The 24507-nt window shown below is 68.0% G+C and carries 23 protein-coding genes; 5 read left to right on the top strand and 18 right to left on the bottom strand.

The genetic code is table 11. The annotated features are described in order from the left end of the window. Positions 1-5 precede the first annotated feature (5 nt). From LY40_RS00360 to LY40_RS00350, 3 genes are all read left to right on the top strand, one after another. Entirely contained in the window at positions 6-1658 is a 1653-nt protein-coding gene (locus tag LY40_RS00360; protein ID WP_258935561.1) for an MFS transporter, read from the top strand. Between the two features lie 209 nt (positions 1659-1867). Then, the gene (locus tag LY40_RS00355) at positions 1868-2974 is read left to right on the top strand and encodes an LLM class flavin-dependent oxidoreductase (protein ID WP_183783437.1); all 1107 of its coding nucleotides are present in this window, start codon (positions 1868-1870) and stop codon (positions 2972-2974) included. Continuing rightward, the gene (locus LY40_RS00350; protein ID WP_183783435.1) at positions 2971-3594 is read left to right on the top strand and encodes an FMN reductase; all 624 of its coding nucleotides are present in this window, start codon (positions 2971-2973) and stop codon (positions 3592-3594) included. The genes LY40_RS00355 and LY40_RS00350 overlap by 4 nt, the downstream gene beginning before the upstream one ends. On the opposite strand, the gene LY40_RS00345 is transcribed toward LY40_RS00350, so the two are convergent. From LY40_RS00345 to LY40_RS00260, 17 genes are all read right to left on the bottom strand, one after another. Continuing rightward, a complete protein-coding gene (locus tag LY40_RS00345) occupies positions 3579-4334 on the bottom strand; it encodes a maleate cis-trans isomerase family protein (protein ID WP_183783433.1) in 756 nt (251 codons plus the stop codon). The two genes, LY40_RS00350 and LY40_RS00345, sit on opposite strands and share 16 nt — an antisense overlap. Further along, complete coding sequence (locus LY40_RS00340; RefSeq protein ID WP_258935560.1) at positions 4331-5383, bottom strand: 2,5-dihydroxypyridine 5,6-dioxygenase NicX family protein; 1053 nt, start codon at positions 5381-5383, stop codon at positions 4331-4333. The genes LY40_RS00345 and LY40_RS00340 overlap by 4 nt, the downstream gene beginning before the upstream one ends. Before the next feature lie 13 nt (positions 5384-5396). Then, the gene (locus tag LY40_RS00335; protein WP_258935559.1) at positions 5397-6257 is read right to left on the bottom strand and encodes an alpha/beta fold hydrolase; all 861 of its coding nucleotides are present in this window, start codon (positions 6255-6257) and stop codon (positions 5397-5399) included. Then, positions 6254-6904 carry an isochorismatase family protein gene (locus LY40_RS00330; RefSeq protein WP_258935558.1) on the bottom strand — a complete coding sequence of 217 codons (651 nt, stop codon included), beginning with the start codon at positions 6902-6904 and terminating at the stop codon, positions 6254-6256. Before LY40_RS00330 ends, LY40_RS00335 begins: the two co-directional genes overlap by 4 nt. Beyond that, positions 6891-7589 carry an SRPBCC family protein gene (locus tag LY40_RS00325; RefSeq protein WP_183783426.1) on the bottom strand — a complete coding sequence of 233 codons (699 nt, stop codon included), beginning with the start codon at positions 7587-7589 and terminating at the stop codon, positions 6891-6893. Before LY40_RS00325 ends, LY40_RS00330 begins: the two co-directional genes overlap by 14 nt. Continuing rightward, on the bottom strand, positions 7586-8089 hold the full coding sequence (locus LY40_RS00320; protein WP_183783425.1) for a (2Fe-2S)-binding protein: 504 nt from the start codon (positions 8087-8089) through the stop codon (positions 7586-7588). The genes LY40_RS00325 and LY40_RS00320 overlap by 4 nt, the downstream gene beginning before the upstream one ends. Next, positions 8086-10494, bottom strand: coding sequence for a xanthine dehydrogenase family protein molybdopterin-binding subunit (locus LY40_RS00315; protein ID WP_258935557.1), 2409 nt, complete (start codon positions 10492-10494; stop codon positions 8086-8088). The genes LY40_RS00320 and LY40_RS00315 overlap by 4 nt, the downstream gene beginning before the upstream one ends. Beyond that, a complete protein-coding gene (locus tag LY40_RS00310) occupies positions 10491-11345 on the bottom strand; it encodes an FAD binding domain-containing protein (protein WP_183783423.1) in 855 nt (284 codons plus the stop codon). Before LY40_RS00310 ends, LY40_RS00315 begins: the two co-directional genes overlap by 4 nt. A gap of 34 nt (positions 11346-11379) precedes the next feature. Beyond that, positions 11380-12765 carry an MFS transporter gene (locus tag LY40_RS00305; RefSeq protein WP_258935556.1) on the bottom strand — a complete coding sequence of 462 codons (1386 nt, stop codon included), beginning with the start codon at positions 12763-12765 and terminating at the stop codon, positions 11380-11382. 90 nt (positions 12766-12855) lie between these two features. Beyond that, a complete protein-coding gene (locus LY40_RS00300; RefSeq protein ID WP_183783421.1) occupies positions 12856-14124 on the bottom strand; it encodes an FAD-dependent monooxygenase in 1269 nt (422 codons plus the stop codon). Between the two features lie 256 nt (positions 14125-14380). Further along, positions 14381-14839: a MarR family winged helix-turn-helix transcriptional regulator gene (locus tag LY40_RS00295; RefSeq protein ID WP_258935555.1), complete on the bottom strand. Its 459-nt coding sequence runs from the start codon at positions 14837-14839 to the stop codon at positions 14381-14383. 122 nt (positions 14840-14961) lie between these two features. Beyond that, entirely contained in the window at positions 14962-16023 is a 1062-nt protein-coding gene (locus LY40_RS00290) for an alpha/beta fold hydrolase (protein ID WP_183783420.1), read from the bottom strand. Positions 16024-16046: 23 nt separating this feature from the next. After that, positions 16047-16829, bottom strand: coding sequence for a type I methionyl aminopeptidase (gene map / locus LY40_RS00285; protein WP_258935554.1), 783 nt, complete (start codon positions 16827-16829; stop codon positions 16047-16049). A gap of 120 nt (positions 16830-16949) precedes the next feature. Then, positions 16950-18104, bottom strand: a complete 1155-nt coding sequence (locus LY40_RS00280) for an acyl-CoA dehydrogenase family protein (protein ID WP_258935553.1) — start codon at positions 18102-18104, stop codon at positions 16950-16952. Then, positions 18101-20074: an ATP-binding protein gene (locus LY40_RS00275; RefSeq protein ID WP_307876496.1), complete on the bottom strand. Its 1974-nt coding sequence runs from the start codon at positions 20072-20074 to the stop codon at positions 18101-18103. The genes LY40_RS00280 and LY40_RS00275 overlap by 4 nt, the downstream gene beginning before the upstream one ends. A gap of 95 nt (positions 20075-20169) precedes the next feature. After that, positions 20170-21783: a carboxyl transferase domain-containing protein gene (locus LY40_RS00265; protein WP_183783413.1), complete on the bottom strand. Its 1614-nt coding sequence runs from the start codon at positions 21781-21783 to the stop codon at positions 20170-20172. 102 nt (positions 21784-21885) lie between these two features. Further along, on the bottom strand, positions 21886-22683 hold the full coding sequence (locus tag LY40_RS00260; protein ID WP_258935552.1) for an SGNH/GDSL hydrolase family protein: 798 nt from the start codon (positions 22681-22683) through the stop codon (positions 21886-21888). A gap of 154 nt (positions 22684-22837) precedes the next feature. On the opposite strand from LY40_RS00260, the gene LY40_RS00255 reads away from it, so the two are divergent. Then, positions 22838-23428 carry an SACE_7040 family transcriptional regulator gene (locus tag LY40_RS00255; RefSeq protein ID WP_183783408.1) on the top strand — a complete coding sequence of 197 codons (591 nt, stop codon included), beginning with the start codon at positions 22838-22840 and terminating at the stop codon, positions 23426-23428. Positions 23429-23501: 73 nt separating this feature from the next. Then, positions 23502-23990 (top strand): hypothetical protein, encoded by a 489-nt coding sequence (locus LY40_RS00250; RefSeq protein ID WP_183783406.1) that lies wholly within the window; start codon positions 23502-23504, stop codon positions 23988-23990. Positions 23991-24053: 63 nt separating this feature from the next. Here LY40_RS00250 and LY40_RS00245 read toward each other — a convergent pair whose 3' ends face one another. After that, positions 24054-24440 (bottom strand): glyoxalase superfamily protein, encoded by a 387-nt coding sequence (locus LY40_RS00245; RefSeq protein ID WP_258935551.1) that lies wholly within the window; start codon positions 24438-24440, stop codon positions 24054-24056. Between the last annotated feature and the right edge of the window lie 67 nt (positions 24441-24507).

Raw genomic sequence — 24507 nt, 5'->3', positions numbered from 1 at the left:
GACCCATGAGCCAGTCCGGCGCGTCCGCCACGGCGGCCGAGTCGACATCGGATCGACGACAGCGACAGCTCGACGAGGCGATCGCCGAGGGCATCCCCCTCGACGTGTTCCGCAGGCGCTGGATCATCGTCGCCGCGATGTGCACGAGCCTGCTGGCCGTGATGCTCGCGAACTCGAGCATGAACCTCGCGCTGCCCGGGATGACGAGCGACCTGCGCATCACCCAGGCCGAGCAGACCTGGATCGTCGACCTGTTCTCGCTGGTGTTCGCGGCGCTGCTGTTCACCGCGGGTGCCATCGGTGACCGTTACGGCCGGAAGCTCGTCCTGCAGATCGGCATGGTGCTGTTCACGGTGCCGTCGCTGTACGCGGGGCTCATCGCCGACAGCGGCGCCGAACTGATCGTCGCGCGCGGCGTGATGGGCATCGGTGCCGCGATGGTCATGCCCTCGACACTGTCGATCATCAACACGACGTTCCCCCGCGGCCAGCGAGCGGGCGCGATCGCCGTGTGGACCGGCGTCGCGGGTGCGGGTGCCGGCCTGGGCACGGTCTTCTCCGGCGTACTGCTCGAGTTCTGGAGCTGGCGGTCGGCGTTCCTGATGAGCGTGGCGTTCGGCCTCGTTGCCTTCGTCGCGAATCAGATCCTGTCCCACGAGTCGAAGGACGAGAAGCAGACACCGATCGACTGGCTCGGTGGAATGCTGTCGACGGTGGGCGTGCTCGGGCTCGTCTACGCGATCATCGAGGGCCCGCACGACGGCTGGACCCAGCCGGGCGTGCTCGTGGCCGTCGCGGCCGCGGTCGTCGGCATCGGGCTGTTCATCTGGTGGGAACAGCGCACGCCGCACCCGATGCTCGACATGAAGCTGTTCCGCAACCCGCTGTTCTCGTCGTCGTCGGCGGCGGTGACGATCGCGTTCTTCGCGCTCGGCGGATCGTTCTTCCTGCTGGCACAACTGTTCCAGCTGGTGCTCGAGTACAGCGAACTGCAGTCGGCGTTGGCGACGTTGCCGATCATGCTGCCGATGCTGCTGCTGTCGCCACTGGTCCCGAAGGTCGCGGCAGCGATCGGATCGCGGTTCACGGTCGGGTCCGGACTGGCGATCATCGCGGCCGGGTTCCTGCTTTGCTCGACGTGGGACGGCGACACCGGCTATTGGGGCATCCTGCTGCCCCTGTTCGTGGTGATCTTCGGGATGGTGTTCGTGATGCCGCCCGCCACTAACCTGATCATCGCGTCGGTTCCGAAGAACCGGTCGGGCATGGGGTCGGCGATGAACGACACGGTGCGTGAGCTCGGCGTCTCGATCGGCATTGCCGTGCTCGGTTCGCTGATCGCACGGGGTTACAGCAGCGGTATCGGTGAGGCGACCAGGGGGCTGCCGCCGGAGGCCGCCGCGGCCGCGGAGACCAGCTTCCCCGCGGCGGTGCAAGGCGTGGCGCCCGCGCTGGAGCAGCAGGCGGGTCCGGCCGTGACGGAACGGTTCGTCGGCCTGGCCACCGACGCGTGGATGACCGGCATGAACTGGGCGATGCTCGCCGCGGCCGGACTCGCGGCGGTGGCTGCGGTCGGCACCCTGGTCGCCATGCCGAACAAGCGGCGTGAGCCCGACTTCATCATCACCCCGCAGGACGCCCAACCCGCCCACGTGTGAGCCGACCCGACCCTCGTCCCCGGGCCTCTGGTTGCCGTGAAGGCAATCAGGGGCCGGGCGGCGACGAGCTCCGCAACACCGCTCCTCACCCATACGAGCGAGCGCGGAGCTGCACGTCTCGGGTGCTCGCGGGGGCGGGAATAGTGCCCGACCACCTGCCGTTAGGGTGGTTAGTTGAACGCACAACTACCTGAGGCAGGGTGACAGCGATGCAGTTCGGGATCTTCTCCGTCGGGGACGTCACCACGGACCCGACCAACGGCACGACACCGACCGAGAACGAGCGGATCAAGGCCACGGTGCGGATCGCGCGCAAGGCCGAAGAGGTCGGGCTCGACGTCTTCGCCACCGGCGAGCACCACAACCCGCCTTTCGCCGCCCCGCCGAACCCGCCCGTGCTGCTGGCCAACATCGCGGCGCAGACCGAGCGGATCATCCTTTCGACGGCGACGACGCTCATCACCACCAACGACCCGGTGCGCCTCGCCGAGGACTACGCCTATCTGCAGCACCTCGCGGACGGCCGAGTCGACCTGATCATGGGCCGCGGCAACACCGGACCGGTCTACCCGTGGTTCGGCAAGGACATCCGCCAGGGCATCCCGCTGGCCATCGAGAACTACGCCCTGCTGCACAAGCTGTGGCGCGAGGACGTCGTCGACTGGGAGGGCAAGTTCCGCACACCGCTGCAGAGCTTCACGTCGACCCCGCGGCCGCTCGACGGCGTGCCGCCGTTCGTCTGGCACGGTTCGATCCGCAGCCCCGAGATCGCCGAGCAGGCCGCCTACTACGGGGACGGCTTCTTCCACAACCACATCTTCTGGCCGTTCGAGCACACGCGCCGGATGGTCGAGTTCTACCGGCAGCGCTGGGAGCACTACGGTCACGGCTCCGCCGACCGCGCGATCGTCGGGCTCGGCGGGCAGGTGTTCATGCGCAAGAACTCGCAGGACGCCGTGAACGAGTTCCGGCCGTACTTCAACGACGCCCCTGTCTACGGCGGTGGACCGTCGCTGGAGGAATTCACCGAGCAGACCCCGCTCACGGTGGGCAGCCCGCAGCAGGTCATCGACCGCACGCTGACGTTCCGCGAGAACGTGGGTGACTACCAGCGCCAGCTGTTCCTCGTCGACCACGCGGGCCTGCCGCTGAAGACCGTGCTCGAGCAGCTCGACATGCTCGGCGAGGAGGTCGTGCCGGTCCTGCGCGAGGAGTTCGCCAAGAACCGCCCAGCGCACGTGCCGGACGCCCCGACGCACGCGTCGCTGCTGGCCGCCAAGAACACCGAGACCGTGACTGCGGGTGAGGCCCGATGAAACTCACGATCGTGTCCGCGGGCACCACGTCGCCGTCGTCGACCCGGCTGCTGGCCGACCGGCTCACGGAGTCGCTCACCAAACAGCTCGGCGACGGCGACGGCGAGGAGCTGGAGGTTCACGTCGTCGAACTGCGCGACGTGGCCGTCGACATCGCCAAGAACATGGTGACGGGCTTCCCGAGTCCGGCACTGCAGGCCGAACTGGACGCCGTGACCGGCGCCGACGGCGTCATCGCCGTGACCCCGGTCTACAGCGCGTCCTACAGCGGGCTGTTCAAATCGTTCTTCGACGTGATCGATGGCGGCGCCTTGGCTGGGCTGCCCGTGCTGATCGCGGCCACCGGCGGCACGCCCCGCCACTCGCTGGCCCTCGACCACGCCCTGCGCCCGCTGCTGTCCTACCTGCGCGCCACGGTGATGCCCACCGGCGTGTACGCGGCGTCGCAGGACTGGGGCGGCGAGGACGCGAGCGAACTCCACACGCGCATCGACCGTGCGGCGGGAGAACTGGCCGACGCCATGGCCGGAACGCCGAGAAGCCGCCGCGCGAGCGACGGCTTCTCGGACTTCGTCCCCTTCGAACAGCAGCTGGCGAACCTCGGTCAGCTCGACGTCTGAGCGAGCAGCCTGCCCGCGCCCGGCACCGTCGCGGGCACGCCGAGTTCGGTCAGGATGCGATAGGTCGTCGCCGTCGCCGCCGAGAGCACGGGCAGCCCCGCCGCGTCCTCGACCGCCTGGATCGACGACAGCGACGGCATCTGCACACACGCCGACAACACCAGCGCGTCCGCGTTCGACAAGTCCAGCTTCTTCCAGTGTTCCCGCAGGTCCGCCGGATCCAGTCTGCCCACGGCGAGGTTGTCGGCGACTTCGAGACTGAGCGCGTCGACGACCTCGATGCCGGCGTCCTCGATGTAGTCGGCGACCATCTTCGTGAGCGGTTTCAGGTACGGCGTGATGATGGCGACCCGCTGCGCGCCGAGAGCGTCGATGCCGTCGAGCAACGCACCCGCGCTGGAAACCACCGGAGCTTTCGCACCCTCGGCGTGCATGGCCGAGGTGATCGCCTCCTCGGCGGTGCAGTGGTAGCCGGGGCCCTGCGCCATGATCGCCACCAGACACGCCGTGGCGACCACGTCGGGCCGCGCGTCCGCCAGCTCGGCGGCCGCGCGTTCCGACTGGGCGTTCATCGCCCGCAGCTGTTCCTCGGTGACCTGCTGCATCCGGGTCCGCGCGCTGTGGAACACGAACCGCTCCGACGGATCGGCCTCCTCCCGCGCCCGCATCATCCGGGGCAGTTCGGTCTCCATCGTCAGATTGGAGCTCGGCACGATCAGTCCGATGTGGTGATCTGTCACGGCGAGCACTTCCCGCCCGGCCGCATGTCCGGCACAACGATGTCGCCGTCCACCACGATCGGCTCGTCGTCGAGGAACAGCGAGCAGCCGCGCATCGGGATGTCGAAGTGACAGGGCGTGTCGTTCGGTCCGCCGAGCTCGTTGTTCGGTCCGATGGAGAACATCACGTTGCCGTAGAAGCTCCGCAGTTCCATCCCCATGCCGCCGGGGAACTGCGTCAGTCCGTGCCACTGCGCACGCTCGTCCAGGCCCCAACCGACGTGCGACATGCCGTAGCCACGCGGGTCGTCGAACGACTTGATGTACGCCGCGAGCAGGTCCGCATCCAGGCTCGAAGCACCGTCGACGCCCCGGATGTCGGTGATGAACCCCTTCTCGATGGTCAGCTTCACCGGGTTCTGCACATAGGTGTTGAAGGGAAGGAGCACATCACCCGGAGCGAGCACGATGGTGCCGTCCACACCGTCGTCGGCGCCGCCGGTGAACACGAAGGCTGCGGGCCAATGGTCCCAGCGGCCCGGGGTGTCGGTGTAGCCGTACTCGGTCATCGTCGGGTAAACGCCTAGCTGGTACGTCACGTCCGTCCCGTGCGGACTCGTGATCCGCATCGTCGAGGCCTTCTTGAGGATCTCGTCGCCGACCTCCACCCGTTCGCGCAGTTCCTTGGTCGGCATGAGCTTGGCCAGCAACGGGGCCGGTTCGACGCACGTGAGGATCCGGGTACCGGCGTCCTGGATCGCGAACTGCTCCTTGCTGAACAGCAGGAACGTCAGGTCCACCAGCATGTCCGCCTGCTTGAGTGCGTCCACCGCGAGCGGGTTGCCCGCCAGCCCGGATTCGCCGACGGCCCATGCTCCCGCCGCGTCCGTCGCATCGGGAAGTCGCATGTGGTACGTGCTCGCGCCGAGCTGTTGCGCGGCGAACATGAACGAGTCCGCGTAGTCCGCACGTTCCGCTCCGCGGGAGAGCACCGCGACGGTCTCCGCCTCGTGCACCCCGCTGAACGTGAGCTGCCGGAGGCAGATGTCGTTGAGCTGGTTGGGATTCATTGGTCCTCCACATTCATCGTGTCGGCGAACTTGCGCTCGTCATGGCTTGCAGGGCGGTGCGCACCGAGTTCAGTGCGCCCTCCGGGTTGTCCCAGAACACCATGTGCCCGGCGTCCGGAATCTCGATCAATCGGGCGTCCGGATTGGACTCCGCGGCCTCACGCGCCCCGTCGGCCGTCACGACGGGGCTCTTCGCCCCGTACAGCAGCACCGGCGCGGCCGTCACCGAAGGCCACGTGTCGAAGAAGTCCTCGTGTTCGAAGCCGTGGTGCGTCGCCGTGATCGCGTCCACCCCGCAGCTGGCCAGCCAGCGAGCCCGCAGCTCGTGTTCCCGCCGTGGCCACGTGGGCCACCATCCGGCCACCTCGTCGGCGTCGGTCCCTCGCTGTGCCTGTTCCAGCTGGGTCAAAAACACCTCGAGCGTGGTGGGATACGGTCCACGACCGGGCCCGCTCATCGGCGGATCCACCAGCAGCGCGCCCTCGACATCCACAGTGGTCGAGATCATCGCCGCGATCCGCGCGCCCATCGAGTGCCCGAGCAGGATCGGCCGACGCAGACCGAGCGCGTCGATGATCGCGGCGGTGTCGTCGGCGTAGTCGCGCAGCGTCGCCGACGGCCCGTCGTCCGACAAGCCACGACCGCGCACGTCCACCACGACCGGGCGCACGAGATCGGTGAGCCGACGGGCCACGAAGTCCATGGTGATCGCCGGACTGGTGATGCCCGGCAGGACCACGACGGGCACCCCGTCGCCGCCGTAGTCCAGGACGTGCAGGCGCAGGCCGTCCCGTGTCACCACCCACCGGCTCGTGGCGGGAACGTCCGCGAGGTCGGCCAAGGCGGATTGGGCGAGAAGGCGTCGCGTCATCATGTGCTCACCGGTTCCGGGTTCGTGAGGTAGTCCAGGGCATCGGCGAGATCGATCACGTCGCCGTACTTGGCATGGATGTCGAACAGGGCCGCATCGTGCGGGCCCGGGGCACGGTCACCGACGCACTCCCGTGGCACGAGCACGGGGAAGCCGGACTGAACGGCGTCGACCGCCGTCGCGCGCACACAGCCGCTCGTGGTCGCACCGCACACCAGAACCGTGTCGCATCCGGCCGCCGCCAGCATCGGGGCAAGCGACGTCCCGAAGAAGGCCGACGCGCCCTTCTTCGTCACCAGGTAGTCGTTCTCGCCGAACGGAAGCCGGTCGTCGATAGCGACCTCGGCGCCGCCCTCCACCAGTGACCGCATGCCCGATGCCTTGTCGAGCCACGGCAATGCGTCACCGCGCGCTTCCGCGGGCGTGTAGGCGATCGTTGTGTACACGACCGGTACGCCGTTCGCCTTCCCACGTTCGACCAGCGCCCCGGTCGCACGGACCACCTCGGTCAGGTCGGCACCCGTCGGGTACTCGTCACGGGTGAACCCGTTCGTCAGGTCCACCACAATGATCGCCGGTCGCCCACCACGGCGGACCGGTGCACCGAAACCCGCCTCGGCGTACGTCTCGTCGGTGTCAGTTCCGTACACGGCGTACCTCCTTGAGCTGCTTGGCCTGCGAACGGACGGTGGCCAGCAGCCAGCCCTGCGCTATCCCGACTGCGAACGCGCCCACCACGGGCAGGTACTTCGTGAGGGGTCCGGCGACCAACGCGAGTCCGTCCAGTTCCGACGGGCCGGATGCCGCTGCCGTGGGCGCCGCGGAGACGTGCTGCTGCGGACCCACGCCGCCCGTTCCCGATTGCCGTCCCGGCGGCTCGTCCCCCGCCAGCAGAGCCGACAGATTCACCGCGAACTGTTCGAGAATGCGATCCGAAACCTTGTTGATCGCGCCCTTGCCGAACTGCGCGATCTTGCCACGGATCACCAGGTCCGTCTTGAGGGAGACCGTGGTGCCCTTGCCGGACTCGGCCAACGTCACCAGCACCTCGGCCTCGGCGTCGCCGTTGCCGTGTGCGTCGGCGCCGCGTGCCTGCAGCCGCAGCGAGAGTTCCGCGTCATTGACGTCCAGGAACCGCACCACCCCTGCGTACTCGGCGGAGATCGGGCCGACCTTCACCTTCACACGGCCGCGATACGCCTCGCCGCCCGTGTCCGCATCCCGCCCCTCGATCGCCGCCCCGGGCACGCATCCGGCCACCCGCTCGACGTCGCCGAGCAGGGCGAACACCTCTCGCGGCGGTGCCGCTACCGAGATCTCGTGTTCGAGGATCATGCGCTGGCCTCCTTCGCGTTGCGCCTGCGCTCGGCGCAGTCCTGGATCGAGTCCACAATGGTCTGATAACCGGTGCAGCGGCAGAGGTTGGACGACACGACCTCCCGAATCTCCTCGCGGTCGGCATCCGGCCGCTCGGCGAGGAATCCTTCCGCGAGCATGAGGAATCCCGGTGTGCAGAAGCCGCATTGAAGTCCGTGATTCGCCGAGAACGCGGTCTGCAGGTCGGACAGCGATCCGTCGTCACCGGCAAGGGACTCCACGGTGCGAATCTCGCTGCCCTCCGCCTGTGCGGCGAACATGAGACAGGAACGAGCCGGGTCCCCGTCGACCAGCACGGTGCACGCACCGCACACGCCGTGTTCGCACGCCACGTGAGTCCCGGTCAATTCGAGGTCGTGCCGCAACGTGTCCGCCAGCGTGCGGCGCGCCTCGACCGCCACCTCGTGAACGGCGTCGTTGACCTTCAGGGTCAGCAGGACCTTGTCGGGTTCGGTCACGGGGCGACCTCCAGTGCGCCGGTCAGCGCGTCGAATACCTGTTGCGGGGTGATCGGCGTGTCGTTGAGCTCCACGCCCGTCGGGCGCAGTGCGTCGTTGACGGCGTTGAGCACGGCCGCGGGCGCGCCGATCGTGCCGCCCTCGCCCGCACCCTTCGCGCCGTTGTCGGTGAACAGGCACGGCGTCTCGATGTGGTGCATCCCGACGTCCGGGATCTCACAGGCCGTCGGCACCTTGTAGTCGAGGAAACTCGCGGCCGAGGGCTCCCCGTTCTCGTCGTAGGTGACCTTCTCGAACAGTGCGCCCGCGATACCCTGGGCGATACCGCCCCTGGCCTGACCGTCGACCACCTGCGGGTTGATCGCCACCCCGCAGTCCTCGACACACACGTAACGCAGGATCTCCACGCGGCCGGTGTCACGATGCAACTCGACGACCACACCATGGCTGGCATTGGAGAACGTACCGTCACCGACGCCGTCGAAGCTCGCGCTCGCCTGCAGTCCCGGCTCGGTCTCCTTCGGTAGCAGGTGAGACTTCAGGTAGGCCACGTCGGCGATGTCCCGATAGGACAGACCACGGGCGGGATCGTCCCGCTGCCGCACTCCCTCGTCACCGAGTTCGACGTTGTCACGCGGGGTTTCGAGCAGGTGTGCACCCAGATCGAGCAGTTTTCCGCCCAGGTTGCCCGCGGCGAGGGCCACCGCCGTCCCGCCGATGGTGATCGACCGGCTGGCGAACGAGCCCCAACCGTAGGCCACCCGGTCCGTGTCACCCTGCTGGATCTTCACTTTGTCCAGGGGCAGGCCCAGCTTGTCGGCCACGATCTGCGCCATGGTCGTCTCGTGGCTCTGGCCGTGACTCATCGTGCCCGTGGTGACGACGACTGCGCCGGCCGTGTCCATCCGGATCTCGGAGATGTCGAAGCCCGGGACGGCCTGCATCTTGCGCTTGGCGAACGCGTCGGAGCCGTAGCCGGTGCGCTCGTTGAAACACGAGTAGCCGATCCCGAGGACCCTTCCCTGATCCGCGGCGGCACGCCGGGTTTCGTACCAGCCCTCGTCGGCGATCACGCGCTCGCACAGGTTGAGTGACTCGAGGTATGAGCCCGGATCGTAGGTCACGTTGTTGACACCCGTGTACGGAAACACCGTGATCAGGTTCCGGCGGCGCACCTCGAGTGGGTCGAGTCCGAGTTCCCTGGCGGCACGCTCGACGAGCCGCTCCATCACCATCACGTGTTGCGGACGGGACACCCCGCGGTAGGGGGCCGTCGGCGCCTTGTTCGTCGCGATGGCACGCCCGCGCACCCGATAGGCGGGCACCCGGTACACGCCCGGCATCTCGGACGACGCCATCAGCGGTTCGATACCGACGGTGAACGGATAGCAGGAATAGGCACCCATGTCGCACAGCACGTCGACGTCCAGGCCGAGGATGCGCCCGGTCTCGTCGAACGCAGCCCGTGCGTCGTAGCGCTGCTCGCGGGCGAGGAAGGACGCCGACAACGCGTCCTTGCGGTCTTCGATCCACTTCACCGGCCTGCGCACGCGGATCGACGCGGCGGCGACGGCGATCTCCTCACGGCCCACCACACACTTGATGCCGAAGCCACCGCCCATGTCCGGCACGAGCACCCGCACCGTGCTCTCGGCCATGCCGAGCGAACCAGCCAGCACCGTGCGCACCTGGTGCGGAACCTGCGTGCAGGTCTGCACCAGCAGTTGCTCCGCCCGCGAATCCCAGCCGGCAACGACACCCCTGGTTTCCAACGGCAACGCGTTCTGCCTGCCCGTCCGGGTGTGCACCTGCACCACACACGGCGCTTCGGCGAAGACGTCGTCGATGCCGTCGGAGGCGAACATCGACACGTCCAGCAGCACGTTGCCGGGCGCCTGCTCATGCACCGCGTTCGCTTCCGGGGCAAGGGCCTGCTCCTCCGACAGCACGGGCGGCGTGACGTCGTAGGTGACGTCGGCAGCCTCGATCCCGTCCTCGGCCGCGTACGGGTCCTCCGCAAGAACCACCGCCACGGGTTCGCCGACGAAACGCACCCGATCGCGCGCCAGGATCGGCATCGACGTCTCGGTGTATTCCTCCGGCGGCCGATCGAGTCGCGGCGTGATGTCCCCGAGGTCGAGATCCTCGGCGGTGAACGCGGCCACGACGCCCGGTACCTCCAGTACCCGTGACAGGTCGACCGACGTGACGTGTCCACTCGCGACCGTGCTGCGCACGAACGCCGCATGCAACATCCGCGGAAGATGGATGTCGTCGACGAACCGCGCGCCACCGGTCAGCAACCGTGGATCCTCCTTGCGCGTCACCGGAGCACCGACCCACGTGCCGTCGACGCGGAAACCCGCTCCCCGCTCTCCGTCTCCTGTCGCCGTTCCGAATGTCACCGGGCCACCGCCTCCTCACACGCACGGACCACGAGATTGCGCACCAGCGCCTTGCGGTACCCGGTGCCCGCATCGTCGTCCCCCGGCGGTTCGACGGCCTGCGCGGCCGCCTGGGCACACGTCTCGAACAGGTCGGTGCCCGCGCGTCCGCCCGCATGCAGCACCCGCTCCGCTTCCGGGACCCGCACCACGGCGGGGCCTACTCCGCCGAGCGCCACCCGGCCGCCGGACACGGTGCCGGAGCTGACGTCGAGGTCGACGGCGGCGGAAACGAGCGCGAAGTCGCCTTTGCGCTCGGCGAACTCTGTAACGGCGGCGTGTGGTGCCGGCCTGCCGAACGCGACTTCCACGATCAATTCGTCCTCCTCCAGCACCGTCGTGTAGAAACCGAGGAACGCCTCACTCGCGGCGATCGTGCGTCGTCGGCCACCGGCGCCGGCGACAACGATGTCCGCGTCCAGCAGCACCGCGAGCAGGCACCACTCCGCGGTCGCATCGGCGTGCGCGAGACTCCCGCCGACGGTTCCCTTGGTCCGGATCGGCAGGTGACCGATCCATCGCATCGTGTCCCGCACGACCTCGAAACCCGCACCGAGATCGGCCGTTTCCACCGCCCGGTGGGTACTCAGCGATCCCACCCGCAGGGACTCCGGGCCCACATCCACGAAGGACAGCTCGCCCAGTCGGCCGATGTCGATGAGGTGCTCCGGTCTCGCGAGCCGGAAGTTCATCATCGGGATCAGGCTCTGCCCGCCCGCGAGGAACTTGGCATCCTCTCCGAGCTCGGCGACCAGGTCGGTTGCACCCGCGACGTCGCGTGCCCGGTGGTACGTGAACGGCGGTGGCTTCATTTGTGTCCGCTCCTCCCTGCGTGCGGGATCTCGCTCAGGCCGCCGGCGTGGGGTCGGGATCCGGCGCTTCCTCCTCGACCCGGTCCAATTCCTTGCCCTTCGTCTCGGGCGCAGCCACGGCCATCCACACCACGGCGACCACGACGACCGCACCGAGCAGGATGAACGTGTTCGTCAGCCCCAGAACCGGCCAGAGCAGGCTGCCGAAGATGAGCGGAATGAATCCGCTGAAGACCCGGCTCATCGAGGACGCCCAGCCGAATCCACTCGCACGGAGGTGAGTGGGGTACAGCTCCGAGACGTAGGCGTACAGCACCGGGATGGCGAGCTGAACGACGAATCCGAAGATACCGAGCCAGATCAAGCCCACGGTCTCCATACCGAGAGTCAGCGAGAATGCCACCAGCACCACGGACGCCAGGGGTGCCGACAAACCCAGCACCCACTTGCGGCCCATCCATTCGACGAGGAACACCGAGGTGGTCACACCGAGAATGCCGATGCCGGTCATCAGGGTCGTGTTCGCGAACGCGGCGTAGGTGTCGTAGCCCTCCTCCTTCAGGATCGACGGCATCCAGGTGAGTGCGACGTAGTAGACGGTCATGACCGTGATGAACAGGACCCATGCGACCGAGGTGATCTTCGGGTTGAAGGTCCAGATCATCCGCAACTGACCCAGCGCGGCGCGCACGCCACCAGGCCCCTCCTTCTTCGGCTCGTCCGCGGTGACCGAGTAATCCTGTGCCGTCGCCCCGGTCTGCGCGACGAGCCGGTCGACCACGACGCGAGCCTCGGCTTCCCTGCCGACATTCGCCAGATACAGCGGCGACTCAGGAATCCCACGCCGAATCCAGAACAACAACAGCGCCGGCACGACCATGATCATGAGCATCCAGCGCCAGTTACCGTCCAGCGGCGAGAGAAAAGTCGCCGAAAGGCCGCACAGCGTGCCGCCGATCGGCCACCAGAGGTCCATCGCGGCGAGCACCTTGCCGCGCACTTTTCGCGGCGAGAACTCCGCGACCAACGCGTAGTCGACCGGGATACACCCACCCAGACCCACGCCCGCGAGGAACCGGAACAGCAAGAAGATCTCGTAGTTCGGCGAAACTGCCCCGAGTACCGAGAACAGCGCGAACAGCGCCAACGTGATGCTGAACGCCTTCTTGCGACCCATGCGGTCGGCGATGGTGCCCCACATGACCGCCCCAACCGCCATACCGACGAGGTTGGCCGTGGCGACCAAGCCCCGCTCGCCGGTGGTCAGTCCGAAGTGGTCCCCGACGAGGGGCGTGAGGAAGCCGTTGAGGATGACGTCCCAGGCATCGAACATGTACCCGAGGCCGCCGATGATGAAGATCTTTCCTTGGACGGACCACTTCCAGGGTAGGTCCTGAACGATCTGCTCGGCCGTTTTCATTGCAGACCTGCCTTTTCTTCCGTGAGTGGGGACGGGAAGTGTGCATCGGCGCCGCTTACCGCCGGCAGTACGTTCCTCAGGGGAAGCAGCTCATCGGGGGAACTGATAGGCGAACGATTCGGCGTCCGGATCGTTCAACGGGGTTCCGCTCCACAACCATTGGTAGGAAACGTGGGACTCTCCGGTGAAGTTCTTCAGCTTCGCGTCCCGTTCCCGCTGATCCGGCCCATCGGGAAGGTGATAGAACCGCTTGTTCTCGAGTGAGGCATCCTGCACCATGGCCGCGTGTTTCGCGCGCCGCGACACATATCGGGTGAGCGCCTCTTCGACGCCGGCCACCGGCACCGATCCGAGCTCCTCGGCAAGCACGGCCGCATCCTCCATCGCCTGCGAGGCACCCTGAGCCTGATACGGGAGCATCGCGTGGCACGCATCGCCGAGTAGCGCGACGTGACCGTCGATCCACACGGGATCCGGCCGCCGGTAGTAGAGGGCGAAAGCCATCGCGTCACCTTCGGTCTTGGACAACATCGCAGGCACTCGGTCATCCCAACCCGGAAACGCATTGACGAGTTCGTCCGATCCGACGGGCGCGCTCCATTTCTCGGCGACCTCGTCACTGCACGGCACGAGGGCGACCACATTGAGATACTCGCCGCCCCGGATCATGTAATGCACAAGATGCCTGCCGGGGCCGTACCAGATGGTGCTCTGGAACCGATCCACCAGCCACCGTGTCGCCGGGTCAGCAGCGATCTTGTCGCCCGGAATCAGCACACGGTAGGCCATTTCACCGGAGAATTCGAGAGTGTCGGGCATTCCGATCAGATCGCGTACCGCCGAGCGGATACCGTCCGCGCCGACCACGACGTCGCTTTCGTACCGCTGACCGGATTCGGTCAGCACAACGGGCCGATGTCGCCGTTCTGTGTCCACTGTGGTCACGCGACTTCCGGTGTGTACCGCAACAGCAGGACCGGGACGTTGCTCGTCGAGGCAAGCCTCGAGCAGAACCTTGTGCAGGTCGGCCCGGTGGTAGTGCCAATACGGAGCGTTGTAGGTCCGCTTGCAATGCTCGCCGAGCGAGGTCAGACCGATGACGCTGCCGTCCTGCCAGCGCCGGCGCACCTGGTCGAGCGGCTCCGTGTGGATCGCCTCCAGCTGCCTGCGCAGTCCCAGACTCGTGAGCACCCGGCTGGCGTTGGGCGCGGTCTGAATTCCTGCACCCACCTCGCCGAGCTGCGGAGCCTGCTCCAGCACTGTCACCCGGAGACCCTTTTGCCGCAGGGCGAGTGCGGCGGTCAGGCCGCCGAGCCCGCCGCCAACGATCGTGACCTCATAGGACTGACTAGCGTGCACAACGCCTCCACATCGCCGTGGCCACGCGGCCGGAAAAACCATCCGCGTTCGGACTGATTTGATCCGAACACGGACTAACTCCGAAAGTCAATAGGGGGACGAAGGTTTAATACGCGGGAAACAGGCGGGTAGCACGGACGTATCCGCGAGCGGCCCGCGGAATCGATCCGGCATCGTGGACCGGCCACGACGTGAAGATCCGGCCAACGTCGATCTTCGACGGCCGCGACCGGCGAAGCGGCGGCGGAGCCGAAGGTCAGTCCTCGACCAGGGATTCCCAATGCTCGGCAAGGGCGTTGAGCTCGGCCAGCCATTGCTCGGTGACGGTGACGTCGTTACCTTGAACGAGCTTCTTGTCCAGATCACGAGCACGGCGGTTCACGCCTGCCAACTGCTCGCGACCCTCCTCGGTCAGGTACAGGAGCTTGCGGCGCGCGTCGTTCTCGGCCGTTTCCCGCGTGATGAGTCCGCGCACCTCGAGACGGCGCACGACGTCGGCCATCGTCGATCGGTCCAGTGCGGCGACGTGTCCCAACGATCGCTGATCCTCGCCCGGGTAATCGTTGACGGCCACGAGCACGGCGAATTGCGGGCCCGTGATACTCGCGTCGACCATGCGCACCCAGGCAGCGAGATACGCCTGGTAGAGCCTGCGTGCGACGTATCCGGGTGCGTCGAGCAGCTCCTGCGGAATCGGCAGTTCGTCGTCAGCCACCACGGCCCTCCTGCCGTTCGCCACTGCGCCACCCCTTCCCGTCGGCAACCTCGGCTCAGACCTTCCGTACCCGGACCATTTGCACCATACCCGGCCGCCGAATGTCCGAGTGACGGATCGTCCTACCGAGGACTCGCGTGTTCGTCGACGAACTCGTCGACGTGGCGCCAGGTCGTACTGCGCGCACGTCGCCCGGTGAGCACACCGAGGTGCCCACCGGGGGCGACGCGGAAACGCGTCTCCGGCGTGTTCTCGAGCAGACCGACCAGTCGTTCCACCGCACGGCGCGGCGCGATGCTGTCGTTCTCGCCGGCGATGACGAGCGTCGGAACGTCCAGCTTCGACAGTGAGATCGTGCGGCCGTCGAGCGCGAACGTGCCCGCGGACAGGTCGTTCGCGCGGAAGAACCGGTGGTAAATCTGTCCGAACGTGCGACCCGGGTAGGCCAGCATGTTGGCCATGAAGTGATCCACCGCCTCGATCTGCGCCAGGTAGTCGCGGTCGTCGAGGTTGCGCAGAATGGCGAGCGGCTTCGTGATCTCCTTGTCGATCCCGGTCGCACGGAACACCTGCGTCACCACGGCCGACGGCGCGCCGCCGAACATGCGATAGAACGGCGTGAGGATGTGCCCGCCGGTGAACTCCACGAGCGGTCGGAACGGGGCCACCAGCGGGATCGCGGTGTAGTCGAACGGCGAGGCGATCGTGGTCAGAGACGCGATCGGCAACTCGGGCCGGTCCGCGGCCGTCAGCACGGAGAAGATGCCGCCGAGACACCAGGCGACGACGTGCACGGGCCGCCCGCCCGCGTCGTCGCTGACCTTGCGGATGGTGCGCGGCAGCACGTCGTCGATCCAGTGCTCGATGCCAAGGTTGCGATCGGCGAACGCGACACTGCCGTAGTCGACGAGGTAGGTGCGCCTGCCCGCGTCGGTGAGGTGCTCGGCAAGGCTGCAGCCGCGCCGCAGGTCGAAGCACAGCGCGGGCGCGGCCAGTGGCGGGACGAGCAGCACCGGGTCACCCGAAGCGGGTGGCTGCTGTCCCGTCATCCGGTAGACCGACCGGTTCGGGCCGCGGTCGATCAGCACCCGCGGCACGGGCCGGAGGTCGGCCACGCCGCCCTTGGCGAACTTGTCGGTGACGTTCGCAGCCACCGACGCCAGCTGCGACGGAATCGCGATCACCGGGACCTCCAGCCGGCTCGGGTTCAGCTCGTGAGCGTCAGGATACGCGGCCCGTCCTCGGTGACGGCGATCGTGTGCTCACTGTGTGCAGTGCGCGAGCCGTCGGCCGACCGGATCGTCCAGCCGTCCGGGTCGTAGACGATGCGGTCGGTGCCGGCGGCGAACCACGGCTCGATCGCGATGGTCAGCCCCGCGCGCAGCGGCATCCCTCGGCCGGGACGCCCCGCATTGGGCACGTGCGGGTCCTCGTGCATGGTGCGGCCGAGACCGTGCCCGCCGAACTCGGTGTTGACCGGGTAGCCGTACCGCGACGCGACCTCGCCGACGGCCGCCGAGATGTCACCGAGCCGGTTGCCCGGCCGAGCGACCGCGATCGCCTCGTCGAGCGCGCGTTCGGTCGCCTCGATGAGCCGCACGTCCCCGCGCCCCAAGTCACCGGGCCGCGGGGTGCCGACGATCACCGTACGCGCAGAGTCGGCCACCCAGCCGTCGATCGACACCGCCATGTCCATCGTCAGCACGTCGCCGTCGCGCAGGTCGTAGTCGTGCGGCAGGCCGTGCAGCACCGCGTCGTTCACCGCGAGGCAGATCACGTTGCGGAACGGCCCCTTGCCGAACGACGGCGCGTAGTCCCAGTAGCAGGATTCGGCACCGCGGTGTTTGACCATGTCGCGGGCGCGGTGTTCGAGGTCGAGCAGGTTGACACCGGGTTCGGCACGCTGCGCCAGGTCGGCCAGCACCTCGGCGACGAACGTGCCGGTCACGCTCATCGCCTCGATCTCACCGGGGGTCTTCAGCTCCACCATCGCCTGCCTCCACCACGGACTCGCACGCCCGCCGCCGAACACGAATACTTATACCGGTATTTCTATCACGACCGGTCGAGTGCGACGACACGCCCGCAGCGGCGACACGTCGACCCGGCGTCACTCCAGGCCGAGCTCACGCGCGATCAGCATCCGCTGCACCTCGCTCGTCCCCTCACCCACCTCGAGGATCTTGGCGTCCCGGTAGAAGCGGCCGACCGGGAACTCGTTCATGAATCCGTAGCCACCGAAGATCTGCGTGGCGTCACGGGCATTGTCCATCGCGGCGTTCGACGAGGCGAGTTTGGCGATCGCCGCTTCCTTCTTGAACCGTTCGCCACGAAGCATCTTCGCCGCCGCCTGGTAGTAGGCCAACCGCGCGGAGTGCACCCGCGCCTCCATGTCGGCGATCTTGAACTGAATCGCCTGGTACGCGCCGATCTTGTTGCCGAACGCCTCCCGCTCGCCCACATACCGCAAGCACTCGTCGACGCACCCCTGGGCCAGGCCGACGCTCAGCGCCGCGATCGCGATCCGACCCTCGTCGAGGATCCGCAGGAACTGTGCGTACCCACGGCCGCGTTCGCCGAGGAGGTTCTCCACCGGCACGCGGCAGTCGTCGAACGCCAGCTCGTGCGTGTCCGACGCGTTCCAGCCGACCTTCGAGTACTTCGGCGCCACCGTGAATCCCGGTGTACCCGACGGCACGAGAATCGCCGAGATCTCCTTGCCGCCGTCGGGTTTCGTGCCCGTGACGGCGGTGACGGTGACGATGCTGGTGATGTCCGTACCCGAGTTGGTGATGAACGACTTGCTGCCGTTGATGACCCAGCGGTCCCCATCGACGACGGCGCGGGTCTTCGTCGCACCGGCATCCGATCCGCCACCCGGTTCGGTCAGCCCGAACGCGCCGAGCGCCTCACCACTGCACAGTGACGGCAGCCAGCGGCGCTTCTGTTCCTCGGTGCCGAACCGGTAGATCGGCATGGCCCCCAGCGACACGCCCGCCTCGACCGTCACCGCCACCGAGGAATCCACCCTGGCGAGCTCTTCGAGTGCGAGACACAGGGCGAAGTAGTCGCCGCCCATACCGCCGTACTCCTCGGCGATCGGCAGCCCGAACAGGCCCATCTCGCCCATCTTCGCGACGATCTCGTAAGGGAACTCCTCACGGATGTAGAAGTCCCCGATCACCGGCTTCACCTCGGCCTGGGCGAAGTCGTGGACGGTCTTGCGCAGCGCTTCGTACTCGTCGCCGAGCCGGAAGTCGATCATGATGTCTGCTCCTGAGGGGTGACCAGTGCAAGCTTTTCGTCGAGCGCGACCTGTTGGCCCGCCCGCACGGGTAGTTCGGTGACGACGCCGTCGACCGGCGCGGTGATCGTGTGCTCCATCTTCATCGCCTCGACGACCAGCAACGGAGTGCCGGCGGTGACCTCGTCGCCGCGGGCGACCTTGACCACCAGCACGGTGCCCGGCATGGGACTCGTCACCGGTCCCGCGTCGACGTCGTCGGCTCGCGCGGCGAGCAGGTTCGGCCGTTCCCCGACCGCCACCGCGACGCCGTCGCAGCTCAGCCACACGGTGCCGTCGGGCGCCTCCGCACGCGTGTACCGCCGAAATCGCGATCCACAGTGGACGTCGAGGCCGCGGGAGGAACGGCTCGCCGAGGCAGCGACCGGTTCGGCGTCACCCACCGTCACCCGCGCACCCGAGGTGGGCCCTTCGACCCGCACCAGCCGTTCCGCATCGCCCGCGCGCAGCAGGAAGGTCACACCGGCGGCGGCTCCCATCCGCCATCCGCTCGGCACGTCCCACGGATCGACCACCGGACCGGTCGGTTCCAGCGCGAGCAGTCGGTCGAGGGCGGCGGCCACGAAGAACTCCTCGGGCACGCCGGAATCGGTGAGTTCCTCGAGTTTCCGCTCCACCAGGCCGGTGTCGAGATTTCCGGAACGCACGTCCTCATCGGACACGAGGCGACGCAGGAACTCCACATTGGTCTGCAACCCGAGGACCGCGGTTCCGGCCAGCGCCCGGTCCAGCCGGTGCAGTGCGGCGCTGCGATCCGGGCCCCACGCGATGACCTTCGCGAGCATGGGGTCGTAGTCGGAGCCCACCCGAGTGCCCTCGGCGATGCCGGAATCGACGCGCACGTGCGGCCCGGCCCCCTCGACGAGGCCCAGGACGGTGCCACCCGTGGGAACGAAGCCGCGGGCCGGGTCCTCGGCGTAAACCCTGGCCTCGACCGCGTGGCCGTCGAAGCGCACGTCCTCCTGGCCGATCGTGAGCGGCTCACCCGCGGCCACCCGCACCTGCCACTCGACGAGGTCGACGCCGGTGACCTCCTCGGTCACCGGATGCTCAACCTGCAGCCGCGTGTTCATCTCCATGAAGAAGAACTCGTCGGGGTTGGTCGCCGACACGATGAACTCGACCGTGCCCGCGCCGACGTAGCCGACCGATCTCGCCGCCTCCGCCGCGGACGCGCCCATACGGGCACGGGCGTCGGCGTCCAGCAGCGGCGACGGAGCCTCCTCGATGATCTTCTGATGCCTGCGCTGCAGGCTGCACTCACGCTCGCCGAGGTGCAGCACGGTGCCGTGGGCATCGGCCAGCACCTGGATCTCGATGTGGCGGGGCGTGTCGACAAAGCGCTCCATCAACAGCCGGTCGTCGCCGAACGCTCCGCGTGCCTCACGCTGGGCGGCCTCGACGGCGCCCGCCAGTTCGCCCGGCTCGGTGACCAGCCGCATGCCCTTGCCGCCGCCACCGGCGGACGGCTTGAGCAGGACCGGATAGCCGACCTCGTCCGCAGCCGCCGCGTAATCCACCACATCGGACTTGCCGGGGACGACCGGGACGCCCGCGGCCGACACGGTGGCCTTCGCCCGGATCTTGTCCCCCATCGCGTCGATCGCCGAGGTCGGTGGACCGATGAACACGATCCCCGCATCGGCGCACGCGGCCGCGAACTCCGCGTTCTCCGCGAGGAAGCCGTAGCCGGGATGTACCGCCTGTGCGCCGGTGTCGACCGCGGCCTTCACGACATCCGGTACGGACAGGTAGCTCCGGGCCGCTTCCGCGGGACCGAGACGCACGGCCACGTCCGCCTCGCGGGTGTGCCGGGCGCCGGTATCGGCATCGCTGTAGACCGCCACCGACCGGATGCCCATGCGCCGCAGCGTGGCGATGACGCGGACGGCGATCTCACCGCGGTTGGCCACCAGAACCGTGTCGAACATGCCTGTCGAACCGTCCTCTCTCACAATGCCTGTTTCCGGGCGAACGCTGCCTGTTTCCGAGTGGGCGCTGTTCGCCTCCTGCGGCCCGTCACCGGTCACATCCGGAAGACGCCGTAGCCGACCGGGTCCAGCGGTGCGTTGGCCGACGCCGACAGCGCCAGGCCCAGCACCGTCCTGGTGTCGGCGGGGTCGATGACGCCGTCGTCCCACAGCCGCGCGGTCGAGTAGTACGGGTTGCCCTGCTGTTCGTACTGCTCTCGGATCGGATCCTTGAACGACTCCTCCTCGTCGGCGGACCACTCCTCGCCGCGCCCCTCGACGGTGTCCCGCCGCACGGTCGCGAGCACCGATGCCGCCTGCTCGCCGCCCATCACGGAGATCCGCGCGTTCGGCCACATCCACAGGAACCGCGGCGAGTACGCCCGGCCGCACATCGAATAGTTGCCGGCGCCGAACGAGCCGCCGATGATCACGGTGAACTTGGGGACCCTGGCGCACGCAACGGCGGTGACCATCTTCGCGCCGTGCTTGGCGATGCCGCCCGCCTCGTAGTCCTTTCCGACCATGAAGCCCGTGATGTTCTGCAGGAACACGAGCGGAATCGAACGCTTGTCGCACAGTTCGATGAAGTGGGCGCCCTTCATCGCGGACTCGGCGAACAGCACGCCGTTGTTGGCGATGATCCCGACCGGGTGCCCGTGGATGCGGGCGAACCCGGTGACGAGAGTCGTGCCGTACTCCTTCTTGAACTCGGCGAACCCGCTGCCGTCGACGACGCGGGCGATCACCTCGCGGACGTCGTACGGCGTGCGCGAGTCGGTGGGCACGACGCCGTACAGCTCGCGCGGATCAGCGGCCGGTTCCTCGACGGGCTCGACGTCCCACGGCTTGGGTTCCCGCGGCCCGAGGGTCGAGACGATCGAGCGCACGATGCGCAGTGCGTCGGCGTCGTCGGTGGCGAGGTGGTCGGTGACACCGGACTGTCGCGAGTGGACGTCCCCACCGCCCAGCTGCTCGGCCGTGACAACCTCCCCGGTCGCGGCCTTCACCAGCGGCGGACCGCCGAGGAAGATCGTGCCCTGGTTGCGCACGATCACGGCCTCGTCGCTCATCGCCGGTACGTAGGCACCACCCGCCGTGCAGGATCCGAGAACGGCGGCGATCTGCGGGATGCCGCGCGCCGACATGGTCGCCTGGTTGTAGAAGATGCGGCCGAAGTGCTCGCGGTCGGGGAACACCTCGTCCTGTCGGGGCAGGAACGCCCCTCCGGAATCGACGAGGTAGATGCACGGGAGGTTGTTGTCCAGCGCCACCTCCTGCGCGCGCAGGTGCTTCTTGACCGTCATCGGGTAGTACGTTCCGCCCTTGACGGTGGCGTCGTTGGCGACGATCACGCATTCGCGGCCGGAGACCCGGCCGATGCCGGTGATGATGCCCGCGGCAGGCGCCTCGTCGTCGTACAGCCCGGTCGCCGCGAGCGGCGACAGCTCGAGGAACGCCGACCCCGGATCCAGCAGCGCGTCGACCCGGTCGCGCGGCAGCAGCTTGCCGCGTTCCACATGCCGGGCGCGCGCCTTCTCCGCGCCGCCCAGCCGGGCGGTGGCGAGCCGCTTGCGCAGATCTTCGACCAACTCACCGTGCCCTGCGACATTGCGGGAGTACGCCTCGCTGTTCGGGTCAGCGTGGCTGGCGAGCGTCGGACCTTCCATGACACACCTCAGGGTTAGCAGCCGTTAACACCGTGTCCGATGTTAGAGGCTACTAACCCTGAGGTCCAGGCGTTCGACAGGAAAACCCCGCCGGAATCGACGTCAGCCGGCCGCACCCGCCAACGCTGACAGGTAACCGTGCTCCTGACCGGCCACGTTCGGGTGATAGGACTCGTCGATCGGCCATTTCACGCTGTGCAACCACCAGTCGTCCGAGCAGATCTCGTGGCCGGCGAACTCGTCACGGACGTCCACGAACGTGAAGCCGGCGGCTGCGGCGCGCTCGGAGACCGCTTCCGCGAGGGCATCGGCACCCGAGTTGATGGCCGCCCGCTTGGTGTCGCTCAGGCCGGCGTTGCAGGAGCCGCCGATCTCGTAGAACTGCGGGTACCCGAGCACGAACACCTCGGCGTCCGGCGCATTGGCCCTGATCTTGTCGTACACGCCGTCCAGCAGACCGGGCAACGTGGTCTCGACGTATTCCTTGGCCTCGTCGACCCGGTCGACACACCCCTGGTCGGAGCTCGTCGTGCAGTCGATCATGACGTCGACGAACCCGGCGTCGTTGCCACCGACCGACACCGTGACGACGTCGGTACCCGAGGAGAGCGAATCGGCCTGCGCGAGCACGTCGTCCGTGCGCGCCCCCAGACAGGCTGCGAACTGGAAGTCACTGATGCCGTTGGCGTCCGCGTAGAGCTGCGGGTAGGCGTTCGCGCTGCGCTTGCAGCCGCCCGAATCGCCGTAGTCGCCCGCGCCGACACCGCTGGAGTAGGAGTCGCCGAGGGCGACGTAACTGTCATAGGCGGTCGTTTCCGCCGCACCCGCGGTGGCCGCACCACCGACCAGTGCCAGCGACGCGATCACCGCCGTGCCGACGATACGGGAACAATTGACCATCTGGGGCCGCCTTTCCGTTTTCCGTTGGCCGGTAGACGAATACCAGCGGAAACGGTCCGGAAAGGAGGGAAAGAGCCGGAGTTACCCCGCACGGCTCATATCGGAAGTCGGGATGAAGTTAGCATTCGCTAACTTCATCCCGTACAGTGACATCATGATCCCCAGTGCAGCGACGTCGCCCGGCGGCGGGAAGCCGTCCCGGCGGGATCAGATCCTCGCCGCAGCTGCCGAGCTGTTCGCTCAGCACGGATTCCGCGGCGTCGGCATCGACGACATCGGCGCCGCCGTCGGAATCACCGGTCCGGCACTATACCGGCACTTCCGCAGCAAGGATGCCATGTTGGGCGAAATGCTCACGGGCATCAGCGAGTACCTGCTCGCGGGCGGCACCGAACGCGTCCGCCGGGCCGGCGACGTCGACACGATCCTCGCCGGTCTCGTGCGCTTCCACGTCGACTTCGCGCTGCAGCAACCCGCGCTGATCACCGTCCACGAACGCAGCCTGGCGAGCCTCGCCGACGAGGACCGCAGACGTGTCCGCAGGCTGCAGCGGCAGTACGTCGAGGTGTGGGTCACGGCGCTACGCGCGGCCGTCCCCCGCCTGGATGAACCCCACGCCCGATCCGCGGCGCACGCCGTCTTCGGCCTCATCAACTCCACGCCGCACAACCGGCACCTGCCCCACGAGGACCTGGCCGAACTGCTCACCCGGCTCGCCCTCGGTGCGCTCTACGCAGCGAAGTAGAACCCCTCGTAACGCCGCAGCGACGATGATCACCCCTGCGGGCGCACGACGATCACGGCGCGTCTGGTGTTTGATGACACCCGTGCACGAGGAAGGAACGCCGTCACGGCTCGTCGAAACCGCCCAGCGGGCGCTGCTCGCCATGCGTCTCGGCGATGACGCCGCTGCGATCGAAGCGGCAGCGCTCGAAGCGCTCGCCACCGACGACACGCGCGCGCTCATGCTGCTGCTGTTCGGCACCTGCAGCGAGATGGTCACGACCCTCGGCGACGGGGGCGCCGCACCCGTCAAGGTGCAGGTATTCGACTCCGAGGGCGAGGAGGTCGCGATCGACGACGCCGAGCCGCCCGTGCGCACGGCCGTCCGCACACTGCTGGCCGAGGTCCACGGCAACACCGACGACGCCAGCCAGCAGCTGGAGATCGCACTCGCCAACGCCTCCCCTGACGAGGTGGAGAGCCTCATCGTGCAGGCGCTGCGCTGGACCATGCGGCTGTCGACCGCGTGCCTGGAACGCGACCTGCCCGTGGAGCCGTGGATCGCCGAGGCGCTCCTCGACTGAGGTCCTGGCGTGTCCGCTCACGGTCGGTCAGGCTAGGCCGGTCGAGGCCAGCCGAGGTCCCGGTCAGCGCTCCTGCAGGGCGAAGCGGTTGCCTTCAGAATCGACGAACGTGGCCCACCAGCCCCACGGCTGCCGGGACGGTGGGCTCGGGAACTCGACGCCCTTGGCCGACAGCTCGGCGTAGGTGCCCTCGATGTCGTCGGCGTAGAAGAACACGTTCGTGTTGGGCCGCTCGTCACCCGACTCCCTGCGGTGTTCGGCCTGCGGATCCGGACTGAGGATCAGGATCGTCTCTCTGTCCGGCGACGTCACCTCCAGCCAGCGGGTTCCCTGGTCGTCGTACGGCGCGTCCGTCGTGACCGTGAAGCCCAGCCTGTCGACCCAGAACTCCTTCGCCCGCTGTTGATCGCTCACGCCGACGATCACCTTCGCCACTCCGCGCACACCCATGTCCGCTCCTCTCCTCGGGTCGGGAAGGCAGGCTCTCACGGTAGGCTGCCGACCCATGACGAGCAGC

This window comes from Prauserella salsuginis, from assembly GCF_024648885.1.
GTDB lineage: Bacteria > Actinomycetota > Actinomycetes > Mycobacteriales > Pseudonocardiaceae > Prauserella > Prauserella salsuginis.
This window is presented reverse-complemented; position numbering and strand designations above follow the sequence as displayed.

What these genes read in the sequence shown, in the direction of transcription:
- LY40_RS00265 (WP_183783413.1), bottom strand. Translation starts at nt 21,783, where the DNA reads ATGGAAGGTCCGACGCTCGCCAGCCACGCTGACCCGAACAGCGAGGCG.
- LY40_RS00305 (WP_258935556.1), bottom strand. Translation starts at nt 12,765, where the DNA reads ATGAAAACGGCCGAGCAGATCGTTCAGGACCTACCCTGGAAGTGGTCC.
- LY40_RS00350 (WP_183783435.1), top strand. Translation starts at nt 2,971, where the DNA reads ATGAAACTCACGATCGTGTCCGCGGGCACCACGTCGCCGTCGTCGACC.
- LY40_RS00355 (WP_183783437.1), top strand. Translation starts at nt 1,868, where the DNA reads ATGCAGTTCGGGATCTTCTCCGTCGGGGACGTCACCACGGACCCGACC.
- LY40_RS00310 (WP_183783423.1), bottom strand. Translation starts at nt 11,345, where the DNA reads ATGAAGCCACCGCCGTTCACGTACCACCGGGCACGCGACGTCGCGGGT.
- LY40_RS00245 (WP_258935551.1), bottom strand. Translation starts at nt 24,440, where the DNA reads ATGGGTGTGCGCGGAGTGGCGAAGGTGATCGTCGGCGTGAGCGATCAA.
- LY40_RS00280 (WP_258935553.1), bottom strand. Translation starts at nt 18,104, where the DNA reads ATGATCGACTTCCGGCTCGGCGACGAGTACGAAGCGCTGCGCAAGACC.
- LY40_RS00360 (WP_258935561.1), top strand. Translation starts at nt 6, where the DNA reads ATGAGCCAGTCCGGCGCGTCCGCCACGGCGGCCGAGTCGACATCGGAT.
- LY40_RS00335 (WP_258935559.1), bottom strand. Translation starts at nt 6,257, where the DNA reads ATGATGACGCGACGCCTTCTCGCCCAATCCGCCTTGGCCGACCTCGCG.
- LY40_RS00255 (WP_183783408.1), top strand. Translation starts at nt 22,838, where the DNA reads ATGATCCCCAGTGCAGCGACGTCGCCCGGCGGCGGGAAGCCGTCCCGG.
- LY40_RS00340 (WP_258935560.1), bottom strand. Translation starts at nt 5,383, where the DNA reads ATGAATCCCAACCAGCTCAACGACATCTGCCTCCGGCAGCTCACGTTC.
- LY40_RS00250 (WP_183783406.1), top strand. Translation starts at nt 23,502, where the DNA reads ATGACACCCGTGCACGAGGAAGGAACGCCGTCACGGCTCGTCGAAACC.
- map (WP_258935554.1), bottom strand. Translation starts at nt 16,829, where the DNA reads ATGGTGGAGCTGAAGACCCCCGGTGAGATCGAGGCGATGAGCGTGACC.
- LY40_RS00260 (WP_258935552.1), bottom strand. Translation starts at nt 22,683, where the DNA reads ATGGTCAATTGTTCCCGTATCGTCGGCACGGCGGTGATCGCGTCGCTG.
- LY40_RS00275 (WP_307876496.1), bottom strand. Translation starts at nt 20,074, where the DNA reads ATGTTCGACACGGTTCTGGTGGCCAACCGCGGTGAGATCGCCGTCCGC.
- LY40_RS00325 (WP_183783426.1), bottom strand. Translation starts at nt 7,589, where the DNA reads ATGATCCTCGAACACGAGATCTCGGTAGCGGCACCGCCGCGAGAGGTG.